Below are 22670 nucleotides of genomic sequence, written 5' to 3'. Positions count from 1 at the left end.
CTAATCTGAGACTGCATAATGTTTGCGGAAAAACATTACATTCAGGCAACACAAAGCTCATAAAAAATAAAGACAACAGGATCCAGTGCCTTTAATTTTTAAAGACAAGAGTGTTGCTCTGTCAAAAAAGAGACAGAGGAAGCTATTTTATCGGTAACAGTGACGTGCTGTATGCATATTCAATGGGCAATACCTCCCATACAATAAGAAATGCGCTCTTATCGTTTTTATTTATAGTGAAAAGCTAAAGCAAGTAGCATATCGGCATGGTTCACATGCAACGATGTTTTTTCAGTATAAGCGGGAAATCAGAAAATTCTATAAAATTATTAAAAAAACACCATCATTTTAAAATATCCTAATTTTCATAAAGATAGCGTTTATAGATATCCTCTTTCACTTCACGCACCGGGCATGACGTCAGCAACAGAAATACAGGCATAGCGCGCCATGCAGGGCAGAAAATATGTCAAAAATGACGCTATGAAAAGCGCCAGTAAAATTTACAAAAAAATGGCATTAAGAATTTCAGATAAGTGATTTTAACTCGTCATTTCTTTTTTGCTTACGAAATGTTTAGTCGTAGTAAAACCATTATGAAACTATAAGATTAATAATCTTGCCAGGCATTATCTTTTCATTACATGTCAGACCAGATATTTCTCTGATACGGTGTAAATACTCAGAACAACCGTCAAGAATATATTCAGATTTCAGAGGTGGCAGCGCAGGTAAAAAAAGCGAAGGGTATGAGCGCTAATCACATGCAGAGAGAAAGCGACAGATGTCATTCTGAGTGTAAAGGATATTCTATCACGCAAAATAATATGCTTCCGTTGTCTTTTTCTTTGTAATATAGTGCCGTATCTTTACATGAAAACCCAGGCTAATTGCCCGCAGCTTGTCACCTGGAGATTATTTGCAGTGTTATTATTTACAACGTCATGCATTACAGACAGAACGCAGACATGACGTTGCCGATATTATGCCTTCACCACGGCCTTATTTTTATCCAGTAAAAAAGGACGCAAATACCCTACTGTGTTGGATAACAAAATAACCTCCTCAGGCAGGTCTATTTTCAGTACATCAGTGACATAGTTGCGACGCGCCTGCATACGCGCCCAGACCTGCGGGTAATCCTGCGCCAGTTCATCGCGCAGCGCCTCATCGGCCAGGCCAACGGTATCTTCAATGCTACAGCCGCCATAACCCGGCACCGAGGGAATAATATCGATTTGCAGCAGCATGCCGCTTTCCAGGCGGGCCGCTGAACCGGGGTAAATCGGCGAACTTAACCACTCTTCATCGGCAACCAGGTGGCCAGGATTGAGATGCCAGTGCCAGCGATCTTTAGGTAACGCCGACTCCACCAGGCGGTAGACTTCTGCGCCCGTCACGCCTGGGCGGATAAACTCAAGCCACTGGACCACGGTGTGATAATAGGGAATGGCTACCCGGGTCAGGTAATCTGCAACCGGCTCCGCCAGCTCATTTTCACTGGCGACAACCCAGGCTGCACGGCTGGTTAACCCGCCTTTATAACCGACGGTCAGAGAAAATTTATCGCCGCGAGCGATAATCTTGTCCGTTGGGTAGAGACAGGCATTGGTAAAACGGTCGCCGGTGGCGGCAATCATCACCACATTGTTGGGCTGTCCCCAACCTGCCAGAAGGTGCCCTATCTCTTTTTCACGCCGCCCTGGCTCAACGGCATTGAGCGCCGTCAGCACCTGCGTGGAGGCGAGGTTTGCGCCGTACTCATAAAACGCAATTTCGCAGGCGCTGTTCAGCCGCCGTACGCCCCGCTCCGGGGAGATAAACAGCCCGGTGGCATTGCGCACATTGTCCCGCCCGCCTGCCGCGCTGAACACCGCATCGAGAATAAATGCCGGAACATCAAACAGCGCTGAATCACCGGTGAATAATTTCCAGCCCACGACACCCACCCTGGCCGCAGCCGTGATGCCGCACGAGGCGAGCAACCCGGCCAACGGCGCATCCCCGTCCATCGGCTGGTTGGGTAATGAGAACAGCGGCGTGTGCAGGCATTTGCCGCCGTTACGCGCAAAGGGCACCAGTTTGAGGTTTTCATTGCCCATGATGTAGCTCAGCTCGCCATCGGCATTAACGACCAGCAATGCTTCCTCGAAACGGGGAATAAACCCGGCAAGGTACTCAAAATTGGCGCCGTGCTCTTTGTCGGCATAGATAACCAGATGGGTAAAACCACTGGCCTGCATCGCCAGCAGGACATTACGCAAGCGCTGTTTCATGGTGTCGTCAGAAAGGACGGGGTAAGCAATATCCGGGTAGGTTTGCGGCGCAGGTATCGTCTGTACGTGATAGCGCGGAACCGTTGTCATGGCGTCATTCCTTATGCGGCGGGAAAAGATCCTGATTGCTCTACGCCGTTGTGTTGACCAGAGCATTCTGACCATCAATACGTTGCGACAACATATCATGGAACAGACGGGTCGCCATGGATAACGTCCGTTGACGGGGTAAACAGAGATCGACCTTCACTTTTCCCATCAGGGGATCGGCCAGCGGTACCGCCACAAACATTGCCTGCGCGTCCGGCTCCTGATGATGTAGCTGGGGCAAAATAAGTAGCGTCCTGCCCTGCAGCGCCAGGGTCTTTTGCACCTCCATCGAACTGGTAATAAAGCGCATATCGAAGTGGACGGCTTCGCGCCGGGCCGCAGATTCCAGTAACTGGCGCACCGCATAGTTGGCGGGAGGAATGGCAATCGGATGAGCGGCAATCTCTTTGAGGGTCAGACGCGGCTTCGTCGCCAGCGGATGGTGGGCGGCCATCAGAACCTTGTGTTCCAGATGACAGCAGTGCGTCACCTGAATCTCCGCGCTGACCGGGGTATAAAAGGCCAGCGCCACATCCGCATGTCCGCGAATAAGCTGTTCGGCAATGTACGGGGCGCTGCCAGTGTCAATCTCGAACGACACCTCCGGGTTGTGCTGACCAAATGCCTCAATGACGGGCGCGATAAACAGCGCAACCAGGCTCTCGGCGGCGCAGATTTTTACCGTACCGGACACCACGCTGCGCCTTGAGGTGATGCGCGCCTTCACCGACTCCAGCTCACGCAATGTGGCATCCACCGCCTGCGCCAGAAGCTCCCCTTCACGGGTCAGTTTAATCCCCCTCGGGCCTCGTTCAATCAATGCCGCCCCATAATAGTGTTCCAGAATATCGATTTGTCGCGTCACTGCCCCTGGCGCAACAAACAATTTATCAGCAGCCTCACGAAAAGAAGCAGACTTTGCGACCTGACTAAAATATTTCAGCGCCCGTAATTGCATTGTCTCTCCCGTTGGATGAATCCATTGAAGCGACCTTATTACGCTGGCGAAATATTGGCAAACATCGGCATAATTAGCGCCACATTGCACTTTTAGTAAGCACGGAGCGCCATTTTTGTGCATTCACTGAGCTATTCAAATCGTCATTACGCCACAATGGCCTGAATATGCGGCATGACCGCTTATTTTTCGCTGCCCCATTCGCTAATCGGGTTTACGAACCAGGCACATTTTAAGTGCACTCGACGAAGTGAATATTTACCGCAGGAAAATCTCATCTCAAGCGAAAAATAAATTCTGTAATAAAAACAGGCAATTAAATTTAACCATATTATTTTCTTATTCGCTTAGCCTGCCGTGAGTGCATACATTTTTTAAACACTGCCTTCGCCTAATTGTGATAGTGAGCGGATCTGCGCCCTGTTATATGTCTGCTATGTCTTTTCACGTTTCACTTCGCCTGAACACATTGAGGAAGGCCATACGATGACAAACGAAATAAGTCATAGCGCGATAAAACCCAAAGCATCACGCAAAGAAGTGGTGGCTGTTGTGCTTGGCGCTGCGGTTGAATTTTTCGATTTCAGTGCTTATGCCACCTTTGCCGTGATGATCGGCAATATTTTCTTCCCCTCTGACAACCCCTTCACCAGTCTTTTATTGTCGGTCTCTGTGTTTGGTATCGGCTTTATTGTCCGCCCGCTCGGCGCCATATTTATTGGCAGCTATGCCGACCGTGTAGGACGTAAACCGGCGATGCTGCTCACCATGGTTTTTATGACCATCGGCACCGGCGGGCTGGTCTTTCTGCCCGGTTATGAAACGATTGGCATGGCGGCCCCTATCCTGCTGGTGATTGTCCGCATGCTGCAAGGGCTGGCCTGGGGTGGCGAAGCTGGCCCCGCGACGACCTTTATTATGGAGGCGGCGCCAGAAGGCAAACGGGCCTTCTACACCAGTTGGCAAATTGTCGCCCAGGGGCTGGCAGGCATCAGCGCCGGAGTGATTGGTTATACGCTGACGGTCATCCTGACGCCGGAGCAACTGTCTGCCTGGGGCTGGCGCGTGCCTTTTGCTTTTGGGCTGATCATCCTGCCCATTGCCATCTACCTGCGTCGTAACCTTAACGAGACCTTCACTACTGAGAACAGCGCCGCCAGCAAGTCCACCGGCAGTCTGCTCGGTGAGGTGATGCGTAACTACCGTGGCCTGATTCTGGTGGGTATTTTTATTCTTTCAGGCAGTACCATTACGCAATATTTCCTCAATTACATGACCACCTATGCCCTGAAAGAGCTGGCTTTTGCGCCAGGCACGGCCATGGCGTCGACCATTCTTATCGGCGTGTGCGTGGTGGTGTTTTCCCTGGTGGGTGGCTGGATGGCGGACCGCTTCGGGCGCAAGATGACCATTATTGCGCCGCGCCTGATTCTGCTGCTCTTGCTGCTACCGGGCCTTGAGATGATCAATGCCTGGCGCAGTGAAGGTGTTTTCTTTGCCATCATTACCCTCTTTGCCGCGCTGCAATGTATCAGCGGCGCCGGCGTGCTGGTGGTGCTGTGCGAAAACTTCCCGCGCTATATCCGCTCAACTGGTTTTTCCATCGCCTTTGCCTTTGGCATCACCCTGTTTGGCGGGACGGCGCAAATTGTCTTCTCGTGGCTGATTAAATGGACCGGCGACCCGGTTTCCCCAGGCTACTACCTCATCGCCGCCAATATCCTCTGCCTGGTGGCGACACTGCTGCTCAAAGAACGTGCCCCTCATAAGGCTACCCGCCGCCTGAAAGCGCCGCAGGGTAAGATCCAGTTTGCGAAGGAGAAATCACAATGAACACCGTACTGAGCTGGGATGAGTGGGCCGCCTGCGACGCCACGGCGCTGGCAGAACTGGTCGAGCGCGGCGACGTCAGCGCCCGTGAACTGGCGCTACAGGCACAGGCCGCGACGCTGCGGGTTAACCCGCAAATCAGTGCTGTCGTGGAACTGTTTGATGATGCCATCCACCAACCGGAGACCGACGGCACCTGTCTGGAGAGCGCGTTTAAAGGGGTTCCCTTCCTGATGAAAGACTTAGGACCAGGGATAAAGGGGCGTTTGCAGGAGCAAGGTTCCGCGTTTATGCGTGGCAATCGTCCTGATGAAGACGCCTTTTTGACCACGCAAATTCGCCATGCCGGGCTTAATATTATTGGCCGCAGCGCCACGCCGGAGTTTGGCGTCTGCGGATCGGCGGAAAACCCGGCGATTTACGTAACGCGCAGCCCGTGGAATCCGCAATACACCACCTTTGGCTCCTCTGCCGGGGCATGCGCGTCGGTGGCCGCCGGGATTATTCCCCTCGCCCATGCTACCGATGGCGGTGGATCCATTCGCATACCGGCGGGGGCCAATGGGCTTGTTGGCCTGAAAAGTAGTCGGGGCGTCTTTTCAATTGGCCCGGCACTGTCGGATATCACCGGGTATGTCTCAACGCAAGGCTGTGTGAGCCGCAGCGTGCGCGACACGGCCCGCTTTGTCGATAGCTGTCGGGGCGGCGCACCGGGCGAGTTTATGCCTTACTGGCAGCCCCCGCAGCCCTATAGCGAGATGATCACCCGCGATCCCGCGCCGCTGCGTATTGCCGTGTCCCACGAATGGGGTAATTACCGCGCAACGCCGCATTTTGTCGAAGAACTGGAGAAAACGACGCGCCTGCTTGAGGAGCTGGGGCATCAGGTGGAATGGGTGACGCCAGATATCCCCTTCGAAGAGGCCTTTGCCGCACAGACCGCCTGCTATATCAGCAACTTTGCGCAGTTTATTCAGCGATTGCTCGAAAAAAATAATCTCAGCGCCCCGCCGGAGGATCGGGTCGAGCCGATGAATATCCGCATCTGGCAAAAAGGGATAACGATGTCCTACAGCGAGCGCTGGAAAATGCAGGATGCGTTTAACCAGATCTCCCGCAAGCTGGGGGCATTTTTCCAGACATGGGATCTGATCCTGACACCGACGTTCTCGAAACCGACGCCGCTGCTCGGTGAGAAAAAGTACCTGACGCTCAGCGATAACCCGGACGTGATGGACTGGTTCTATTCCCTGTGGGATATCTTTTCCTATACCCCGCTTGCCAGTTTAACCGGCACGCCCGGTATTTCGTTGCCGCTGGCCTGGCAACAATCCGGCTTGCCGCTCGGCATGCATTTCCAGACGCGCCAGGGTAACGACGGGCTGCTGCTGCAACTGGCGGCCCAGCTTGAGCGCGCCTCCGGCGGGCGATTTATCAGCAACACCACGCCGCAGGTGCATGTTACCCGCTAATCTATTACAGGCAAAGAAAAGGCCGGAGCGCATCACTGCCACTCCGGCCTGCATCAATTTAAAAATAAGAAAGTTTAATTATTCAAGTATTAAATTATGTTTTGGTGAGTTATCACTTATCAAAATTAATTAATATTATCGACTCTGAGATCATTTATTTGATTGCTAACTCCTAACAATAACTTCCCTAATAAATACTGTGCGTATTTCTCCGCATCAAACCGAGTAATTGCTGCCTCACTGATATTCTCAAAGTATGGCACCCCCGATTCTTTTGCATACAAATACTCAAGTTTACTCTTGGCAAATGCTGCCGCTTCAACTGCGACAAGTTCATAACGTTCTTTAATTAAGAACGTTTCAATTGATTTATTAGTACGATCGCATAAATTATCAATATTAGTGTTTACAATTAGCCCATCAGGGTCAGTGTACACGTCGTTTTCCAGATTTACTATCCCGCGCACATGGGAAAGACTAAAACTAATGTTTTCATCATCCCACAGGGGATTCAAATGTGGGGTTGTTAAAAAATCCTTCTTTCCTTTCAGATTTGAATTGCATGTGTAGCAACTTGGTATAAGATTATTTAGTGAAAGAGCCAAATGAGGGTAATCATCCTTGCTATAATAATGATCTAATGTTGGTCTAAACCCTCTATTCCCGGTTTGCAAAGTAAATGCATATGATTGGTTACAATAAGGGCATGTCCGGGTTAGTGAGCTTTTACAAAGCTCATAAGCATTCCAATTACCTTTTTTTTGGACAAATTTATTATAGTCAAATATAGATTTTATTTTTTTAATAAATTTCTGGCGACTCACTTCATCCGCGAATGAACTCAAGTAGTTATTGTAAATTGATATAGATAATAAAATATCATCTTTCCCTGAGATAATTAGACAATGCGTAACATCTTCCAGGAATTGTGAAACTTTATTTCCAACAATAGACGCTCTATCAATCACTGCAATCTTAGAGTTAACTAGATCGAACAAAAACTTAGCATGTTTACTTTCTGCCTTGCGCCAATTGTTTATTATTGAAATTATCATTATTTTCTCCCAGAGAATTCACTCTGTAATAAAAGCCTCTCCAACTCCGTGCGGATAATATTGTTATCTATTCTAGATATCAAATTACGATCTTGTTCAGAAACTTTATTATTTGAAATTCTATCGATTACTTCGTTTATTTTTTGAGAAGCAAATTCACCAATTGAATTTGCATTAAATGAAGTGGAAAGCAATGAAAATAAAGGTGCAGCAAATCCTGATAATGTTTGCTGGTTTGTGCGGTCCAATCGGCATATAAAATTGCTTGGCACATCAGTAGCCAGCAGAGGCGAGTGGCTTGCCAAAACAGCTTGTAATTCGTCTATTCCCAATGAGACCTTTAACCTCCCCAGCAATTTATTCAGTGTTGAAATATATTTTTGTTGCCATCTCAAATGTAAAAAAGCATCGCCTTCATCAATTAATAATAGGATTGATTTTTTCTTTTTTCCATGAAGAGATGTTATTGCCTCAGAAATTTTCACTAATTGATATAATAAAGCCAACTCTCCGGAACTCATTCCAGAAAATTCAACATTAATTATATCTTTAAGTTCTGTTTTTTCTACTGCAGCATTGTCATTGTAAGGATCTATTTCAATCAAAAAACTTGCATAAAAGCCATTATTGAAGTCACCAAAGTAAGTTATTTCACCCTCAACTCCTGATTCCTCAAGGAAAGTTAATAATGCCTTTGCTTTATCAAGAATAACTACAGAATCAGATGAAGGTTTAAATGTCCTTTTGGGAGACAAAGAAAAAAACTCGGATAATAATGCAACAACAACGCTTTTAGACGGTTTCTTTTTTATCACACAATACTCTATGAGTGTTAATACTGAAAAAACAACAGTATCGCCATAATTAGAACGAAGAAATTTCGCTAAATGTCCAGCTGATGTACTAATAATATCATCAATACGTTTCTGCATATCAATAATAATGACGCTATTGTTTCCCCCAACAATTTTACCCCGATCGTCTTTTATTCTTTGAACGTCTTTTCTCAATTGCGGTACTTGAAACAATAATTCAGCCCCAGGTAACCCCTGTGGACATTCGATATTTTTCGCAGCAATAAGATCCAATATTACATTCAAAGCTCGGGTGTAATTTGTTCTCCTTGACACTTCTCCATGTGGAGTAATTCCGAATTCATCTAAGATTGATTTATGATCAATGATACTCTGCATGTCATTACGTATGCTTAGCTTGGGAGAGGCATTAATAAAATTCGCCGTTCTAGCGTTAATTTTTGCTCTATGGGGCAATGGAGTAAAATAGACGACCCCCCAGCTTGAAAGATCATAATCCATTAATTCCACTCCATCAACATCATAAGCCCTACAACCATCGTTATAATATCGATCTTTGAATGAAGTAAATTTTTTAATTATCTCACAAAGTATCCGAGTTTTTCCCGATCCATTTTCGCCAATCAGAAGAGATAAGGAATCTATATTATAAATATTAGATAAACCTGATATAGAATCATATAATAAAATTTCATTCTCAGAAATCCGTATTTTACTCAACATTTTCCATCATCCTATGAATAGCAAGTTATTAAATAAAACCTCCTATATTTAGCCATTAATATAAAAAATCACAAGATTTTAGGACTCTTTTTTTCGATTCTCGAAATACAAAACTTAAGTGTAATCGCTTTTTATCTTTATCAACCCGGCAAACCATAGGCTGCCGGGCCGCTTCTCTTACTCGCCGGCCAGACGCTTGTACTGGGCGTAGCGGTCTTTGGCATCCTGCTCGGTCTGCGTAAACAGCGTATCGGCGATCTCCGGCGAGGTACGTCCCAGCGAGGCATAACGCACTTCCCCCATCAGGAAGTCACGGAAACTCTCTTCCGGCTCTTCCGAATCGAGAATAAACGGGTTTTTCCCTTTCGCCAGCAGTTGCGGATTATAGCGCCAGAGGTGCCAGTATCCGGCCTCTACCGCGCGCTTCGCCTCGCTGATACTGCGCCCCATCCCCGCTTTCAGCCCATGGTTAATACAGGCCGCGTAGGCAATCACCAGCGACGGTCCCGGCCAGGCTTCGGCTTCGGCAATGGCGCGTAGCGTCTGGGCTTTATCGGCCCCCATCGCCACCTGGGCGACATACACATTGCCATAGCTGACGGCCATCATTCCCAGATCTTTTTTGCGCGTCCGTTTGCCTTCGGCGGCGAACTTGGCAATGGCAGCCACCGGCGTGGATTTCGATGACTGGCCGCCGGTATTGGAATAGACCTCGGTATCAAACACCAGAATATTCACATCCTCACCGGAGGCCAGCACATGGTCGAGGCCGCCAAAGCCAATGTCATAGGCCCAGCCGTCCCCACCGAAGATCCACTGCGAGCGCTTGGTGAAGTAGTCCTGATTTTGATACAGGCGATTAAGCAGGTCATCGTCGCCCTTTTCAGCCGCCAGCAGCGCGCTCAGTTTTTCCGCCCGCGCGCGGGTACCTTCACCGAGATCTTTGTTCTCCAGCCAGTCGCGCAGCGCCTGCTGCAAATCAGGATGCAGCGGTTTTTCCAGCACGCTGGCCGCATCACTGGCCAGTTGTTCACGGATGGCGCGGCCTCCCAACATCATCCCCAGACCAAACTCGGCGTTATCTTCAAACAGTGAATTTGCCCAGGCCGGCCCCTGGCCTTTGTGGTTTGTGGTCCATGGGATGGACGGTGCGCTGGCCCCCCAGATAGACGAACAGCCCGTGGCGTTGGCAATCATCATCCGGTCGCCGAAAAGCTGAGTAATCAGGCGCGCGTACGGGGTTTCGCCGCACCCTGCGCAGGCGCCGGAGAACTCCAGTAACGGGGTTTCGAACTGACAGCCTTTGACCGTGGCTTTGCTGAATGGGTTCTCTTTGGGCGTCAAGGCCAGCGCGTGATCCCACACCGGGATCATCGGGCGCTGGCTGTCGAGGGGTTGCATCGCCAGGGCTTTGCCTTTCGACGGGCAAATATCCACGCAGTTGCCGCAGCCAGAGCAGTCGAGCGGCGAGATAGCCAGATGATATTCATAGTGTTTGGCCCCCTGCGCGGGCTTGCTCAGTAACGCAGCAGGGGCCACTTCGCGCTCTTCACTGCTCAACAGCGCCGGGCGAATGGCCGCGTGCGGGCAGATAAAGGCGCACTGGTTACACTGGGTACAGCCTTCAGGCTGCCAGACCGGCACCTGCATGGCGATACCGCGCTTCTCCCAGGCGGCGGTGCCGGGCGGGAATGTCCCGTCTTCCATACCCAGAAAAGCGCTGACGGGCAGTCTGTCGCCGTTCTGGCGGTTCATCGGCTCAAGGATATTGCGAATAAAGTCCGGCATCAGTTTGCCGTCCTCTTTCTCCTCCTCTTCTGTATACGCCCAGTGGTCGGGAACGATAATCTCCTGCAGCGCATCCATCCCCAGATCGATAGCGGCATTGTTCATATCCACCACGTTCTGCCCTTTGCTGCCATAGGATTTTGCCACCGCTTTCTTAAGGTGCGCCGAGGCGGTTTTGGCATCAATAATGTCGGTCAGTTTAAAAAAGGCCGCCTGCATCAGCATATTAAAACGCCCGCCGAGGCCGAGTTTACGTGCGATATCGACCGCGTTCAGGGTATAAAACCGCACCCCCTGGCGGGCAATAATGCGCTTCATTTTATTGGGCAGATGGCGCTCCACCTCTTCGCCAAACCAGGTGCAGTTGAGCAGGAAAATCCCGCCCGGATTGATGCCATCAAGAAGATCATATTTATCGACATAAGATTGCTGTGAACAGGCAATAAAATCCGCGTTATGAATCAGATACGGCGAAGTGATCGGGCGCTTACCAAAGCGCAGATGCGACAGGGTTATCCCACCGGATTTTTTCGAATCGTAGGCAAAATAGGCCTGCGCGAACATCGGCGTGTTATCACCGATAATTTTGATGGCGTTCTTATTGGCGCTGACCGTACCATCGGAACCCAGCCCCCAGAATTTACAGGCGGTGATACCTTCACGGGAGACGTGAATGTCATAAACCGGTACCGGCAGCGAGGTGTGGGTAACATCGTCAAAAATCCCCACCGTAAAACCATCCATCGGCAGCGGTTTTTTCAGGTTTTCGAACACAGAAACAATGTGGCCTGGCAGAACATCTTTACCGCCCAGCGCATAGCGGCCACCAACAATCAGCGGTGGGTTTTCGTGATGATAAAAGGCATTTTTGACATCCAGACACAGTGGTTCCGCCTGGGCGCCCGGCTCTTTGGTGCGGTCGAGCACGGCAATGCGCTTCACGCTGGCGGGGATCTTCGCCATAAAATGGGCCAGCGAGAAAGGCCGGAACAGATGCACGGAAACCAGGCCGACTTTTTCACCGCTGTCGATCATCGCATCCACCACCTCCTGGATGGTGTCGCACACTGACCCCATCGCAATAATGATTTGCTCAGCATCCGGCGAACCGTAGTAATCGAACAGGTGGTATTCGCGCCCGGTGATACGGTAAATCTCCGCCATATACCCTTCGACAATCTCCGGCAGCGCCTGATAAAAGCGGTTGGAGGCCTCGCGTTCCTGAAAGTAGATATCCGGGTTCTGCGCCGTGCCGCGAATGACCGGGTGATCCGGGTTTAAGGCATTACGGCGAAACTGATTGAGCGCCTCCTGATCCAATAACGGCGCCAGCTCTTCATGTTCCAGCACCTCAATTTTCTGGATTTCATGCGAGGTACGAAAGCCGTCAAAGAAGTTGATAAAGGGCACGCGGCCTTTAATCGCGGCGAGGTGCGCCACCGCCGACAGATCCATCACCTGCTGGACATTGTTTTCCGCCAGCATCGCGCAGCCGGTCTGGCGCACGGCCATGACATCCTGATGATCGCCGAAGATATTCAGCGAGTTGGTCGCCAGCGCTCTGGCGCTGACATGAAACACCCCCGGCAACAGCTCGCCCGCAATCTTGTACAGATTGGGGATCATCAACAGCAATCCCTGTGACGCGGTATAGGTTGTGGTCAGCGCTCCCGCCTGCAATGCGCCGTGTACGGCCCCTGCCGCACCGGCTTCTGACTGCATCTCCATCAGACGCACCGGTTGACCAAACAGGTTTTTCTTACCCTGTGCCGTCCATTCGTCGACGTTTTCCGCCATCGGTGTTGAGGGGGTGATGGGATAAATCGCCGCAACATCAGTAAAGGCATAGGAGATCCAGGCCGCCGCAGCGTTGCCATCCATCGTTTTCATCTTTCCGGACATTTCTCGTTCCTCGAATGTGAGAGGCAAAGTCGCCGCCCGCTGACGGCAAACCGTAGTACCCCTGCATTGCACAGCCTGTGCCATATCGGGAAAACGCAATATCTGCGTTCAAATTCAAGGTATTAACTAAAAGCACTGACTTGTGAGTCTTCCGACATTGCGCGGAATAAGACAGGCAGTCCGACATCCTGTTGAACAGCTAACAAAGTGTCAGCGCCGCTACGGCAGCGGCGGGTGCGGCGGCGAATTGTCCTGTTTCCAACAATTGGTCTGCATATTGTTCAGTGTTTGTTTTGCCACCCATAGAGGCGATAAATATAAAAATCAATAAATACAATCAATTATAGGTTCTGGCACGGCTGGTATGTTCCCTGCACTGGTTAATGGGCAAACACACAAACAGGAGAACACACCATGACCATGCGTCAATGCGCCATTTATGGCAAAGGTGGGATCGGCAAATCCACCACCACGCAAAACCTCGTCGCCGCTCTCGCGGAAATGGGTAAAAAAGTGATGATCGTCGGCTGCGACCCGAAAGCGGACTCCACCCGTCTGATCCTGCATGCGAAAGCGCAGAACACCATTATGGAGATGGCCGCCGAAGTGGGTTCAGTGGAAGACCTTGAACTGGAAGATGTGCTGCAAATCGGTTACGGCGGCGTGCGTTGTGCAGAATCCGGCGGCCCGGAGCCAGGCGTGGGTTGTGCAGGCCGCGGCGTTATTACCGCCATTAACTTCCTTGAAGAAGAAGGCGCCTATGTCAGCGACCTCGACTTTGTCTTCTATGACGTCCTCGGTGACGTGGTCTGCGGCGGGTTCGCCATGCCGATTCGTGAAAACAAAGCGCAAGAGATCTATATCGTCTGCTCCGGGGAAATGATGGCAATGTATGCCGCTAACAACATCTCCAAAGGCATCGTGAAATACGCTAAATCCGGCAAGGTGCGCCTGGGCGGGCTGATTTGTAACTCTCGTCAGACCGACCGCGAAGATGAACTGATCATCGCGCTGGCAGAAAAACTGGGCACCCAGATGATTCACTTTGTGCCACGCGACAACATCGTCCAGCGCGCGGAAATTCGCCGTATGACGGTTATCGAATATGACCCGAAATGCAACCAGGCCGACGAATACCGCGCGCTGGCGAACAAGATCGTCAACAACACCCTGATGGTCGTCCCGACCCCTTGCACTATGGATGAACTGGAAGAGCTGCTGATGGAATTCGGCATTATGGATGTGGAAGACGCCAGCATCATCGGTAAAACCGCCGCCGAAGAAAACGCGGCCTGAGCCGCCTTGTAACAGGAACACAGTTATGAGCAATGCAACAGGCGAACGTAATCTGGAAATTATCCAGGAAGTGCTGGAGATCTTTCCCGAAAAAACGCGCAAAGAACGCAGAAAGCACATGATGGTGACCGACCCGGAGATGGAAAGCGTCGGGAAATGCATCATCTCTAACCGCAAATCGCAGCCGGGTGTGATGACTGTCCGCGGCTGCTCCTACGCCGGATCGAAAGGCGTGGTTTTTGGGCCGATTAAAGATATGGCCCACATCTCCCACGGCCCGATCGGCTGTGGGCAGTACTCCCGTGCCGGGCGGCGCAACTACTACACCGGGGTCAGCGGCGTTGATTCCTTCGGGACGCTGAACTTTACCTCTGATTTTCAGGAGCGCGATATCGTCTTCGGCGGCGATAAAAAGCTCACCAAACTGATTGAGGAGATGGAGGAACTGTTCCCGCTGACCAAAGGCATCTCCATTCAGTCGGAATGCCCGGTTGGCTTAATCGGTGACGATATCGAAGCGGTGGCGAATGCCAGTAAAAAAGCGCTCAACAAGCCGGTTATCCCGGTGCGTTGCGAAGGCTTTCGCGGCGTGTCGCAGTCGCTCGGTCACCATATCGCCAACGACGTGATCCGCGACTGGGTGCTGGATAACCACGAAGGGAAGCCCTTCGAATCCACCCCCTATGACGTGGCCATCATCGGCGATTACAACATCGGGGGGGATGCCTGGGCGTCGCGCATTCTGCTTGAAGAGATGGGGTTACGCGTGGTGGCGCAGTGGTCCGGTGACGGCACGCTGGTAGAGATGGAAAACACCCCGTTCGTCAAGCTGAACCTGGTGCACTGCTACCGCTCTATGAACTACATCTCTCGCCATATGGAAGAGAAACACGGTATCCCGTGGATGGAGTACAACTTCTTCGGCCCGACCAAAATCGCCGAATCGCTGCGTAAGATCGCCGATCAATTTGACGACACCATCCGCGCCAATGCGGAAGCGGTGATCGCCAAATATCAGGCACAGAACGACGCGATTATCGCTAAATACCGCCCGCGTCTCGAAGGCCGCAAGGTGCTGCTCTATATGGGTGGCCTGCGTCCTCGCCACGTGATTGGCGCGTATGAGGATTTGGGCATGGAGATTGTCGCCGCCGGGTATGAATTTGCCCATAACGACGATTACGACCGCACCCTGCCGGACCTCAAAGAGGGCACGCTGTTGTTCGATGATGCCAGCAGTTATGAACTGGAAGCCTTTGTGAAGGCGATTAAGCCGGACCTCATTGGCTCAGGCATCAAGGAAAAATACATTTTCCAGAAAATGGGGGTACCGTTTCGCCAGATGCACTCCTGGGATTACTCCGGCCCGTATCACGGCTATGACGGCTTTGCCATCTTTGCCCGCGATATGGACATGACGCTCAACAATCCCGCCTGGGGCGAGTTGACCGCACCCTGGCTGAAATCAGCCTGAATACTATCCTGACATCCCGTTTGTTCACCGATTTGTGGCGCGGGAGGAGAACATCATGAGCCAAACTGCTGAGAAAATTGTCACCTGTCATCCGCTGTTTGAACAGGACGAATACCAGACGCTGTTTCGCAATAAGCGCGGTCTGGAAGAGGCGCACGACCCGCAACGCGTGCAAGAGGTTTTTGAATGGACCACCACGGCGGAGTACGAAGCGCTGAACTTTAAGCGTGAAGCGTTAACTGTCGATCCGGCAAAGGCCTGCCAGCCTTTAGGATCGGTACTCTGCTCGCTGGGTTTTGCCAATACGCTGCCTTATGTGCACGGTTCCCAGGGCTGTGTGGCCTATTTCCGCACCTATTTTAACCGTCATTTTAAAGAGCCGATCGCTTGCGTTTCCGACTCTATGACAGAGGATGCGGCGGTCTTCGGCGGCAACAACAACCTTAACACCGGGTTGCAAAATGCCAGCGCCCTGTACAAACCGGAAATTGTCGCCGTCTCCACTACCTGTATGGCGGAGGTCATCGGCGATGACCTGCAGGCCTTTATCGCCAACGCCAAAAAGGACGGGTTTATCGATGCCGCCATTCCGGTGCCCTACGCCCATACGCCAAGTTTTATCGGTAGCCACATCACCGGCTGGGACAACATGTTTGAAGGTTTCGCCCGGGTATTTACCGCCGATCACGTGGCGCAACCGGGCAAACTGGCGAAGCTAAACCTGGTGACCGGTTTTGAAACCTATCTTGGCAATTACCGCGTGCTCAAACGCATGATGGCCCAGATGGAGGTGCCCTGTAGCCTGCTGTCTGACCCGTCTGAGGTGTTAGATACGCCAGCCGACGGCCACTATCGCATGTATGCGGGCGGCACAACGCAACAAGAGATGCGCGACGCCCCCGATGCTATCGACACCCTGCTGCTGCAACCCTGGCATCTGGTGAAGAGCAAAAAAGTGGTGCAGGAGTCCTGGGGCCAGCCCGCCACAGAAGTGTCCATCCCGATGGGACTGACCGGGACCGACGAACTGCTGATGGCAGTCAGTCAGTTAACCGGCAAACCGGTGGCCGATGAGCTGACGCTGGAGCGTGGGCGCCTGGTGGATATGATTCTCGACTCACACACCTGGCTGCACGGTAAGAAATTCGGTCTCTACGGCGATCCGGATTTTGTGATGGGGCTGACGCGTTTCCTGCTTGAACTGGGCTGCGAGCCGACGGTTATCCTCTGTCATAACGGCAGCAAGCGCTGGCAGAAAGCGATGAAGAAAATGCTTGAGGCATCGCCCTACGGTCAGGAGAGCGAAGTGTTCATCAACTGCGATCTGTGGCATTTCCGCTCGCTGATGTTTACCCGCAAACCGGACTTTATGATCGGCAACTCGTACGCCAAATTCATCCAGCGTGACACCCTGGCGAAAGGCGAACAGTTTGAAGTTCCGCTGATCCGTCTTGGCTTCCCGTTGTTCGACCGCCACCACCTGCATCGCCAGACCACCTGGGGTTATGAAGGGGCGATGAATATCGTCACCACCCTGGTCAACGCCGTGCTGGAAAAAGTCGACCGCGACACCATCAAACTGGGCAAAACGGACTACAGCTTCGACCTTGTCCGCTAACCATAATGCGCCCCGCCTTGTGCGGGGCTGCAAGGGGGAAACGATGCCAATAGTGATATTTCGTGAGCGCGGGCCGGATCTGTGGTGTTACATCGCCAAACAGGACCTTGAGGCAAAAGTCATCGCGATTGAACATGACACCCCGGATAACTGGGGTGGCGCTATTTCTCTGGAGGGGGGACGCCAGTATATCGTCAGCCTGCAACCTGGACGCCCCACCTTCCCCATCAGCCTGCGCGCCACGCGCGGCGCACTTTTGTGAAGGAGGTCAGATGAACGATAACGATGTCCTTTTCTGGCGCATGCTGGCGCTATTTCAGTGTCTGCCGGAACTGCAACCCGCGCAGATCCTGGCCTGGCTGACAGGAGAGCGCGACGACGCCTTAACCCCGGCGTACCTCGATAAGCTCAATATCCGCGAACTGGAAGCGACCTTCCCGTCTGAAACGGCGATGATGTCGCCCGCACGCTGGAGCCGCGTTAACGCGTGCCTTCACGGTACGCTGCCCGCGCACCTGCAGGTAAAAAGCACCGCTCGTCAGGGGCAATTACGGGTAGCCTTTTGTTCACAGGATGGATTGCTGATCAATGGCCATTTTGGTCAGGGACGGCTGTTTTTTATCTACGCCTTCGATGAACAGGGGGGATGGCTGCACGCATTACGCCGTCTTCCCTCGGCCCCGCAAACCCAGGAGCCGAATGAAGTTCGCGCGCAGCTCCTGAGTGATTGCCACCTGCTGTTTTGTGAAGCCATTGGCGGCCCTGCGGCGGCCCGGCTGATTCGTCACAATATCCACCCGATGAAAGTGTCGCCAGGGATGTCCATTGCTGCCCAGTGTGATGCCATTACCGCACTGCTGAGCGGCCGTCTGCCACCGTGGCTGGCAAAACGTCTTGAGAAAGCCAACCCGCTGGAAGAGCGGGTATTTTAATCGCCGATCCCCTGCGTCTGACCTGCGGATGCAGGGGGCCTTTCCCCGTTGTCCTCAATACGCCAATTGTCTGCTTTGTCGTAAACCTGACAGAGCATTCCCTTTAAAAATCAATAACTCATTCCTGGCTTGCGAATTGCAACATTGGGCACAGCCCACCAAGTCAATGAGGTCACTATGAAGGGAAATGACATTCTCGCGCTGCTGGATGAACCCGCCTGCGAACACAATCACAAACAGAAATCCGGCTGTAGCGCCCCTAAACCCGGTGCCACGGCGGGCGGTTGCGCGTTCGACGGCGCGCAAATCACCCTGCTGCCGCTGTCGGATGTGGCGCATCTGGTCCACGGACCGATTGGCTGCACGGGAAGCTCCTGGGATAACCGGGGCAGTATGAGCTCCGGCCCCAGTCTCAACCGGCTCGGCTTTACCACCGACCTGAATGAACAGGATGTGATCATGGGGCGCGGCGAACGGCGACTTTTCCACGCGGTGCGCCATATCGTCAACCGTTATCACCCTGCCGCCGTGTTTATCTATAACACCTGCGTTCCGGCGATGGAGGGGGATGATATTGACGCCGTCTGTCAGGCGGCGGAAACCGCCACCGGCGTGCCAGTGATTGCCGTTGATGCCGCCGGGTTCTATGGCAGCAAAAACCTTGGCAACCGTCTCGCGGGTGAAGTGATGGTTAACAAGGTCATTGGACGGCGCGCGCCTGCCCCCTGGCCGGACGATACCCCCTTCGCGCCGGAACACCGCCACGATATCGGCCTGATTGGCGAATTTAATATCGCCGGAGAGTTCTGGCACGTTCAGCCGCTGCTCGATGAGCTGGGTATTCGCGTGCTGGGCAGCCTTTCCGGGGATGGCCGTTTTAGCGAAATCCAGACCCTGCACCACGCACAGGTCAATATGCTGGTCTGCTCAAGAGCGCTGATCAATGTTGCCCGCACCCTGGAACAGCGCTATGGCACCCCCTGGTTTGAGGGCAGTTTTTACGGCGTGCGTGCCACCTCCGATGCCCTGCGTCAACTGGCATCCCTGCTTGGCGACAGCGATCTGATTGCCCGCACCGAAGCCGTTATTGCCCGCGAAGAAGCCACGGCAAATCAGGCGCTGGCCCCGTGGCGCGAACGGCTACAGGGGCGCAAAGTGCTGCTCTATACCGGCGGGGTGAAATCCTGGTCGGTGGTCTCCGCATTGCAGGATTTAGGGATGACCGTCGTGGCGACCGGCACCCGCAAATCCACCGAAGAAGATAAGCAGCGTATTCGCGAATTAATGGGCGATGACGCGCTAATGCTGGAAGAAGGCAATGCCCGCACCCTGCTGGATGTGGTGTACCGCTACCAGGCCGATTTGATGATCGCCGGGGGGCGTAACATGTATACCGCGTACAAAGCGCGGCTGCCGTTTCTGGATATCAACCAGGAGCGCGAACACGCCTTTGCGGGTTATCGCGGCATCGTCACCCTCGCCCAACAGCTTTGCCAGACCATTGAAAGCCCCGTCTGGCCGCAAACACACGCCCGCGCGCCGTGGCAATAAGGAGTGAAAGATGGCAGATATCATCCGTAATCAGAAACCGCTGGCGGTAAGCCCGGTAAAAAGCGGCCAGCCGTTAGGCGCCATTCTGGCGAGCCTCGGCTTTGAGCACAGTATTCCGCTGGTGCATGGTGCGCAGGGATGCAGCGCGTTCGCCAAAGTGTTTTTTATCCAACATTTTCATGACCCTATTCCGCTGCAATCCACGGCGATGGACCCCACCTCAACGGTCATGGGGGCGGACGGCAATATCCTTACCGCGCTCAATACGCTGTGCCAGCGCAACACCCCGAAAGCCATCGTCCTGTTGAGTACCGGCCTGTCTGAAGCGCAGGGCAGCGATATCAGCCGCGTGGTACGTCAGTTCCGTGAGGATTTTCCCCGCCACAAAAATATCGCCCTCCTGACGGTCAACACGCCGGATTTTTACGGCACGCTGGAGAACGGCTTTAGTGCGGTGGTGGAAAGCGTCATCGAACAGTGGGTGCCGGAAAAGCCTCAGCACGGCCTGCGTAACCGGCGGGTCAACTTGTTGTTAAGTCACCTGCTGACGCCCGGTGATGTTGAGTTGCTGCGCAGCTACGTGGAGGCTTTTGGCCTGCAACCGGTGATCGTGCCGGATCTTTCGCAGTCGCTGGATGGTCACCTGGCAAGCGGCGATTTTTCGCCGGTCACCCAGGGGGGGACGCCCCTGCGTGTTATCGAACAGATGGGACAGAGCCTGTGCACGTTTGCTATTGGCGTGTCGCTGTCCCGTGCGGCATCGCTGCTGGCACAGCGTAGCCGTGGCGAGGTGATCGTGCTTCCCCATCTGATGACCATGGAACATTGCGACCGTTTTATTCATCAACTGAAGATCATTTCCGGGCGCGAGGTTCCCGCCTGGATTGAGCGCCAGCGCGGACAATTGCAGGATGCGATGATCGATTGTCATATGTGGTTGCAGGATGCCCGGCTCGCGCTGGCCGCCGAGGGCGATCTACTGGCGGGCTGGTGTGATTTCGCCCGTAGCCAGGGCATGCTCCCCGGCCCCGTTGTGGCGCCGGTCAGCCAGCCTGGCCTGCAACAGCTTCCCGTGGAGAAAGTGGTCATTGGCGATCTGGAAGACATGCAGGATTTACTCTGCGATATGCCTGCTGACCTGCTGGTCGCTAACTCCCATGCCGCAGACCTGGCCGAACAATTCTCCATCCCGCTTATCCGCGCCGGGTTCCCTATCTTCGACAGGCTTGGCGAATTTCGCCGCGTGCGTCAGGGATACCCCGGCATTCGCGACACACTGTTCGAGCTGGCGAACCTGATGCGCGAACGTCATCACCACCTGCCCGTCTACCGCTCCCCCCTGCGCCAGCAATTTGCCCAGGACGCTGACGGAGGTCGCTATGCAACATGTTAATCGCCAGTTCAGCACTATCTGTTCCGGTGAATGGTCGATGAAAGTCGCCTTCGCCAGTTCCGATTACCATCACGTGGATCAGCACTTTGGTGCTACGCCACGCCTGGTGGTGTATGGCGTCAAAGAAGATGACGTCACCTTGCTGCGGGTCGTGGACTTTACCGTACTGGCTGGCCATCAAACCGAGAAGATAACCAGCCGCATCAGCGCGCTGGAAGATTGCGTCACCCTTTACTGTGTGGCGATTGGCGAAACGGTATTTCGGCAACTGCTGCAAATAGGCGTGCGCGCCGTTCGCGTGCCCGAAGACACGCCGATTGTCGGCCTGCTACAGGAAATCCAGCACTACTGGTATGACAAAGAACAGCGCAAAAGCACGCGGCTTCGCGATCCCAATCGCTTTTCGCAACTGCTGCTGGAAAGTCAGTGGCAGGACGACGATGAACGCTAAAGATTGTGTCGTTTCTGCGACAAACCTCACATAAACCACGACATTGCGCGTGGGCTTATGTGAGGAAACATTAATAACTCACTGAAAAACATCATTTTTACGCTCTGGTACTGCTTTTGCTTAATCTTTATACCCGCTGTTGATTAACGCGGTGAATTGCGCCCTGCGCTGTCCGTCATAATCCTGGGAGCTGAGAGCATGTGGAACTATTCCGAGAAAGTGAAAGATCATTTTTTTAATCCCCGTAATGCCCGGGTGGTGGCAGAGGCCAATGCGATTGGCGATGTGGGTTCGATAAGCTGTGGCGACGCCCTGCGCCTGATGCTGCGGGTCGATCCGCAAAGCGAAACCATCCTGGAGGCCGGTTTTCAGACCTTTGGCTGCGGTAGCGCCATCGCCTCTTCGTCGGCATTAACGGAACTGATCATTGGCCGCACGCTGCAAGAAGCGGAACAGGTCACCAACCAGCAAATCGCCGATTATCTCGACGGGCTGCCGCCGCAAAAAATGCACTGCTCAGTGATGGGCCAGGAAGCGCTGCGTGCGGCGATCGCCAACTACCGGGGCGAAACCCTCGATGACGATCATGAAGAAGGCAAACTTATCTGCAAATGCTTTGGCGTAGACGAAGGCCAGATTCGCCGCGCGGTATTGACCAACGGCCTGACCACCCTTGAAGAGGTGATCAACTACACCAAAGCGGGCGGCGGCTGCACATCCTGCCACGAAAGTATCGAACTGGCGCTGGCAGATATTCTGGCCGAGCAGCAGGCGGCTCCGGCTGTCGCGGTGGAGGCGACAAAAGATCCGCACTGGCAAGAGGTGATCGACGCCATTACCGAACTGCGCCCGCACATCCAGGCCGACGGCGGGGATATGTCGCTGGTTAATGTCGCGAATCACAAAGTGACCGTCAGCCTTTCCGGTAGCTGTAGCGGCTGCATGATGACCGATATGACGCTGGCCTGGCTGCAGCAGAAATTAATGGAACGTACCGGCTGTTTTATGGAAGTCGTGGCAGCGTAAGCCACACCTCACTATCCGTT

At 52.9% G+C, this 22670-nt stretch carries 16 protein-coding genes; 11 read left to right on the top strand and 5 right to left on the bottom strand.

The genetic code is table 11. The features are described from left to right. Nucleotides 1-983: 983 nt before the first annotated feature. Together ABU190_RS04240 and ABU190_RS04235 are read right to left on the bottom strand one after the other, a co-directional pair. A complete protein-coding gene (locus ABU190_RS04240) occupies nucleotides 984-2366 on the bottom strand; it encodes a M24 family metallopeptidase (protein ID WP_354690487.1) in 1383 nt (460 codons plus the stop codon). A gap of 40 nt (nucleotides 2367-2406) precedes the next feature. Further along, a complete protein-coding gene (locus ABU190_RS04235) occupies nucleotides 2407-3324 on the bottom strand; it encodes a LysR family transcriptional regulator (RefSeq protein WP_039078973.1) in 918 nt (305 codons plus the stop codon). A 381-nt stretch (nucleotides 3325-3705) separates the two neighbouring features. On the opposite strand from ABU190_RS04235, the gene ABU190_RS04230 reads away from it, so the two are divergent. After that, nucleotides 3706-5157, top strand: a complete 1452-nt coding sequence (locus ABU190_RS04230; protein WP_354690805.1) for an MFS transporter — start codon at nucleotides 3706-3708, stop codon at nucleotides 5155-5157. Further along, the gene (locus ABU190_RS04225) at nucleotides 5154-6626 is read left to right on the top strand and encodes an amidase (protein WP_354690486.1); all 1473 of its coding nucleotides are present in this window, start codon (nucleotides 5154-5156) and stop codon (nucleotides 6624-6626) included. Before ABU190_RS04230 ends, ABU190_RS04225 begins: the two co-directional genes overlap by 4 nt. A gap of 125 nt (nucleotides 6627-6751) precedes the next feature. Here the strand turns inward: ABU190_RS04225 and ABU190_RS04220 are convergent, their stop codons facing one another. From ABU190_RS04220 to nifJ, 3 genes are all read right to left on the bottom strand, one after another. After that, nucleotides 6752-7681, bottom strand: coding sequence for a hypothetical protein (locus tag ABU190_RS04220; protein WP_354690485.1), 930 nt, complete (start codon nucleotides 7679-7681; stop codon nucleotides 6752-6754). Next, the gene (locus tag ABU190_RS04215; protein ID WP_354690484.1) at nucleotides 7681-9219 is read right to left on the bottom strand and encodes an ATP-binding protein; all 1539 of its coding nucleotides are present in this window, start codon (nucleotides 9217-9219) and stop codon (nucleotides 7681-7683) included. Before ABU190_RS04215 ends, ABU190_RS04220 begins: the two co-directional genes overlap by 1 nt. 177 nt (nucleotides 9220-9396) lie before the next feature. Continuing rightward, nucleotides 9397-12909, bottom strand: coding sequence for a pyruvate:ferredoxin (flavodoxin) oxidoreductase (nifJ, locus tag ABU190_RS04210; protein WP_354690483.1), 3513 nt, complete (start codon nucleotides 12907-12909; stop codon nucleotides 9397-9399). A 414-nt stretch (nucleotides 12910-13323) separates the two neighbouring features. On the opposite strand from nifJ, the gene nifH reads away from it, so the two are divergent. From nifH to nifU, 9 genes are all read left to right on the top strand, one after another. Further along, nucleotides 13324-14205, top strand: a complete 882-nt coding sequence (nifH, locus tag ABU190_RS04205) for a nitrogenase iron protein (RefSeq protein ID WP_039078970.1) — start codon at nucleotides 13324-13326, stop codon at nucleotides 14203-14205. 25 nt (nucleotides 14206-14230) lie between these two features. After that, nucleotides 14231-15679, top strand: coding sequence for a nitrogenase molybdenum-iron protein alpha chain (gene nifD / locus ABU190_RS04200; protein WP_354690482.1), 1449 nt, complete (start codon nucleotides 14231-14233; stop codon nucleotides 15677-15679). A 55-nt stretch (nucleotides 15680-15734) separates the two neighbouring features. Then, complete coding sequence (gene nifK / locus ABU190_RS04195; protein ID WP_354690481.1) at nucleotides 15735-17297, top strand: nitrogenase molybdenum-iron protein subunit beta; 1563 nt, start codon at nucleotides 15735-15737, stop codon at nucleotides 17295-17297. Nucleotides 17298-17340: 43 nt separating this feature from the next. Further along, nucleotides 17341-17559, top strand: a complete 219-nt coding sequence (gene nifT, locus ABU190_RS04190) for a putative nitrogen fixation protein NifT (RefSeq protein ID WP_039078967.1) — start codon at nucleotides 17341-17343, stop codon at nucleotides 17557-17559. Between the two features lie 10 nt (nucleotides 17560-17569). After that, nucleotides 17570-18229, top strand: a complete 660-nt coding sequence (locus tag ABU190_RS04185; RefSeq protein ID WP_039078966.1) for a NifB/NifX family molybdenum-iron cluster-binding protein — start codon at nucleotides 17570-17572, stop codon at nucleotides 18227-18229. 177 nt (nucleotides 18230-18406) lie between these two features. Continuing rightward, on the top strand, nucleotides 18407-19780 hold the full coding sequence (nifE, locus tag ABU190_RS04180) for a nitrogenase iron-molybdenum cofactor biosynthesis protein NifE (RefSeq protein ID WP_125124636.1): 1374 nt from the start codon (nucleotides 18407-18409) through the stop codon (nucleotides 19778-19780). Between the two features lie 10 nt (nucleotides 19781-19790). Next, a complete protein-coding gene (nifN, locus tag ABU190_RS04175; protein ID WP_271850509.1) occupies nucleotides 19791-21173 on the top strand; it encodes a nitrogenase iron-molybdenum cofactor biosynthesis protein NifN in 1383 nt (460 codons plus the stop codon). After that, nucleotides 21160-21624: a NifB/NifX family molybdenum-iron cluster-binding protein gene (locus ABU190_RS04170; RefSeq protein ID WP_039078963.1), complete on the top strand. Its 465-nt coding sequence runs from the start codon at nucleotides 21160-21162 to the stop codon at nucleotides 21622-21624. Before nifN ends, ABU190_RS04170 begins: the two co-directional genes overlap by 14 nt. 198 nt (nucleotides 21625-21822) lie before the next feature. Beyond that, complete coding sequence (nifU, locus tag ABU190_RS04165) at nucleotides 21823-22650, top strand: Fe-S cluster assembly protein NifU (RefSeq protein WP_354690480.1); 828 nt, start codon at nucleotides 21823-21825, stop codon at nucleotides 22648-22650. Nucleotides 22651-22670 lie beyond the last annotated feature (20 nt).

Source organism: Phytobacter sp. RSE-02 (assembly GCF_040578655.1).
Lineage (GTDB): Bacteria > Pseudomonadota > Gammaproteobacteria > Enterobacterales > Enterobacteriaceae > Phytobacter > Phytobacter diazotrophicus.
Note: the sequence above shows the minus strand (reverse complement) of the source record. Positions and strands in the feature narration are given on the sequence as shown.

Bases quoted from the DNA above. Each gene is read 5' to 3' on its own strand.
- ABU190_RS04240 (WP_354690487.1), bottom strand. From the start codon at position 2,366: ATGACAACGGTTCCGCGCTATCACGTACAGACGATACCTGCGCCGCAA.
- ABU190_RS04235 (WP_039078973.1), bottom strand. From the start codon at position 3,324: ATGCAATTACGGGCGCTGAAATATTTTAGTCAGGTCGCAAAGTCTGCT.
- ABU190_RS04225 (WP_354690486.1), top strand. From the start codon at position 5,154: ATGAACACCGTACTGAGCTGGGATGAGTGGGCCGCCTGCGACGCCACG.
- ABU190_RS04220 (WP_354690485.1), bottom strand. From the start codon at position 7,681: ATGATAATTTCAATAATAAACAATTGGCGCAAGGCAGAAAGTAAACAT.
- ABU190_RS04215 (WP_354690484.1), bottom strand. From the start codon at position 9,219: ATGTTGAGTAAAATACGGATTTCTGAGAATGAAATTTTATTATATGAT.
- nifJ (WP_354690483.1), bottom strand. From the start codon at position 12,909: ATGTCCGGAAAGATGAAAACGATGGATGGCAACGCTGCGGCGGCCTGG.
- nifH (WP_039078970.1), top strand. From the start codon at position 13,324: ATGACCATGCGTCAATGCGCCATTTATGGCAAAGGTGGGATCGGCAAA.
- nifD (WP_354690482.1), top strand. From the start codon at position 14,231: ATGAGCAATGCAACAGGCGAACGTAATCTGGAAATTATCCAGGAAGTG.
- nifK (WP_354690481.1), top strand. From the start codon at position 15,735: ATGAGCCAAACTGCTGAGAAAATTGTCACCTGTCATCCGCTGTTTGAA.
- nifT (WP_039078967.1), top strand. From the start codon at position 17,341: ATGCCAATAGTGATATTTCGTGAGCGCGGGCCGGATCTGTGGTGTTAC.
- ABU190_RS04185 (WP_039078966.1), top strand. From the start codon at position 17,570: ATGAACGATAACGATGTCCTTTTCTGGCGCATGCTGGCGCTATTTCAG.
- nifE (WP_125124636.1), top strand. From the start codon at position 18,407: ATGAAGGGAAATGACATTCTCGCGCTGCTGGATGAACCCGCCTGCGAA.
- nifN (WP_271850509.1), top strand. From the start codon at position 19,791: ATGGCAGATATCATCCGTAATCAGAAACCGCTGGCGGTAAGCCCGGTA.
- ABU190_RS04170 (WP_039078963.1), top strand. From the start codon at position 21,160: ATGCAACATGTTAATCGCCAGTTCAGCACTATCTGTTCCGGTGAATGG.
- nifU (WP_354690480.1), top strand. From the start codon at position 21,823: ATGTGGAACTATTCCGAGAAAGTGAAAGATCATTTTTTTAATCCCCGT.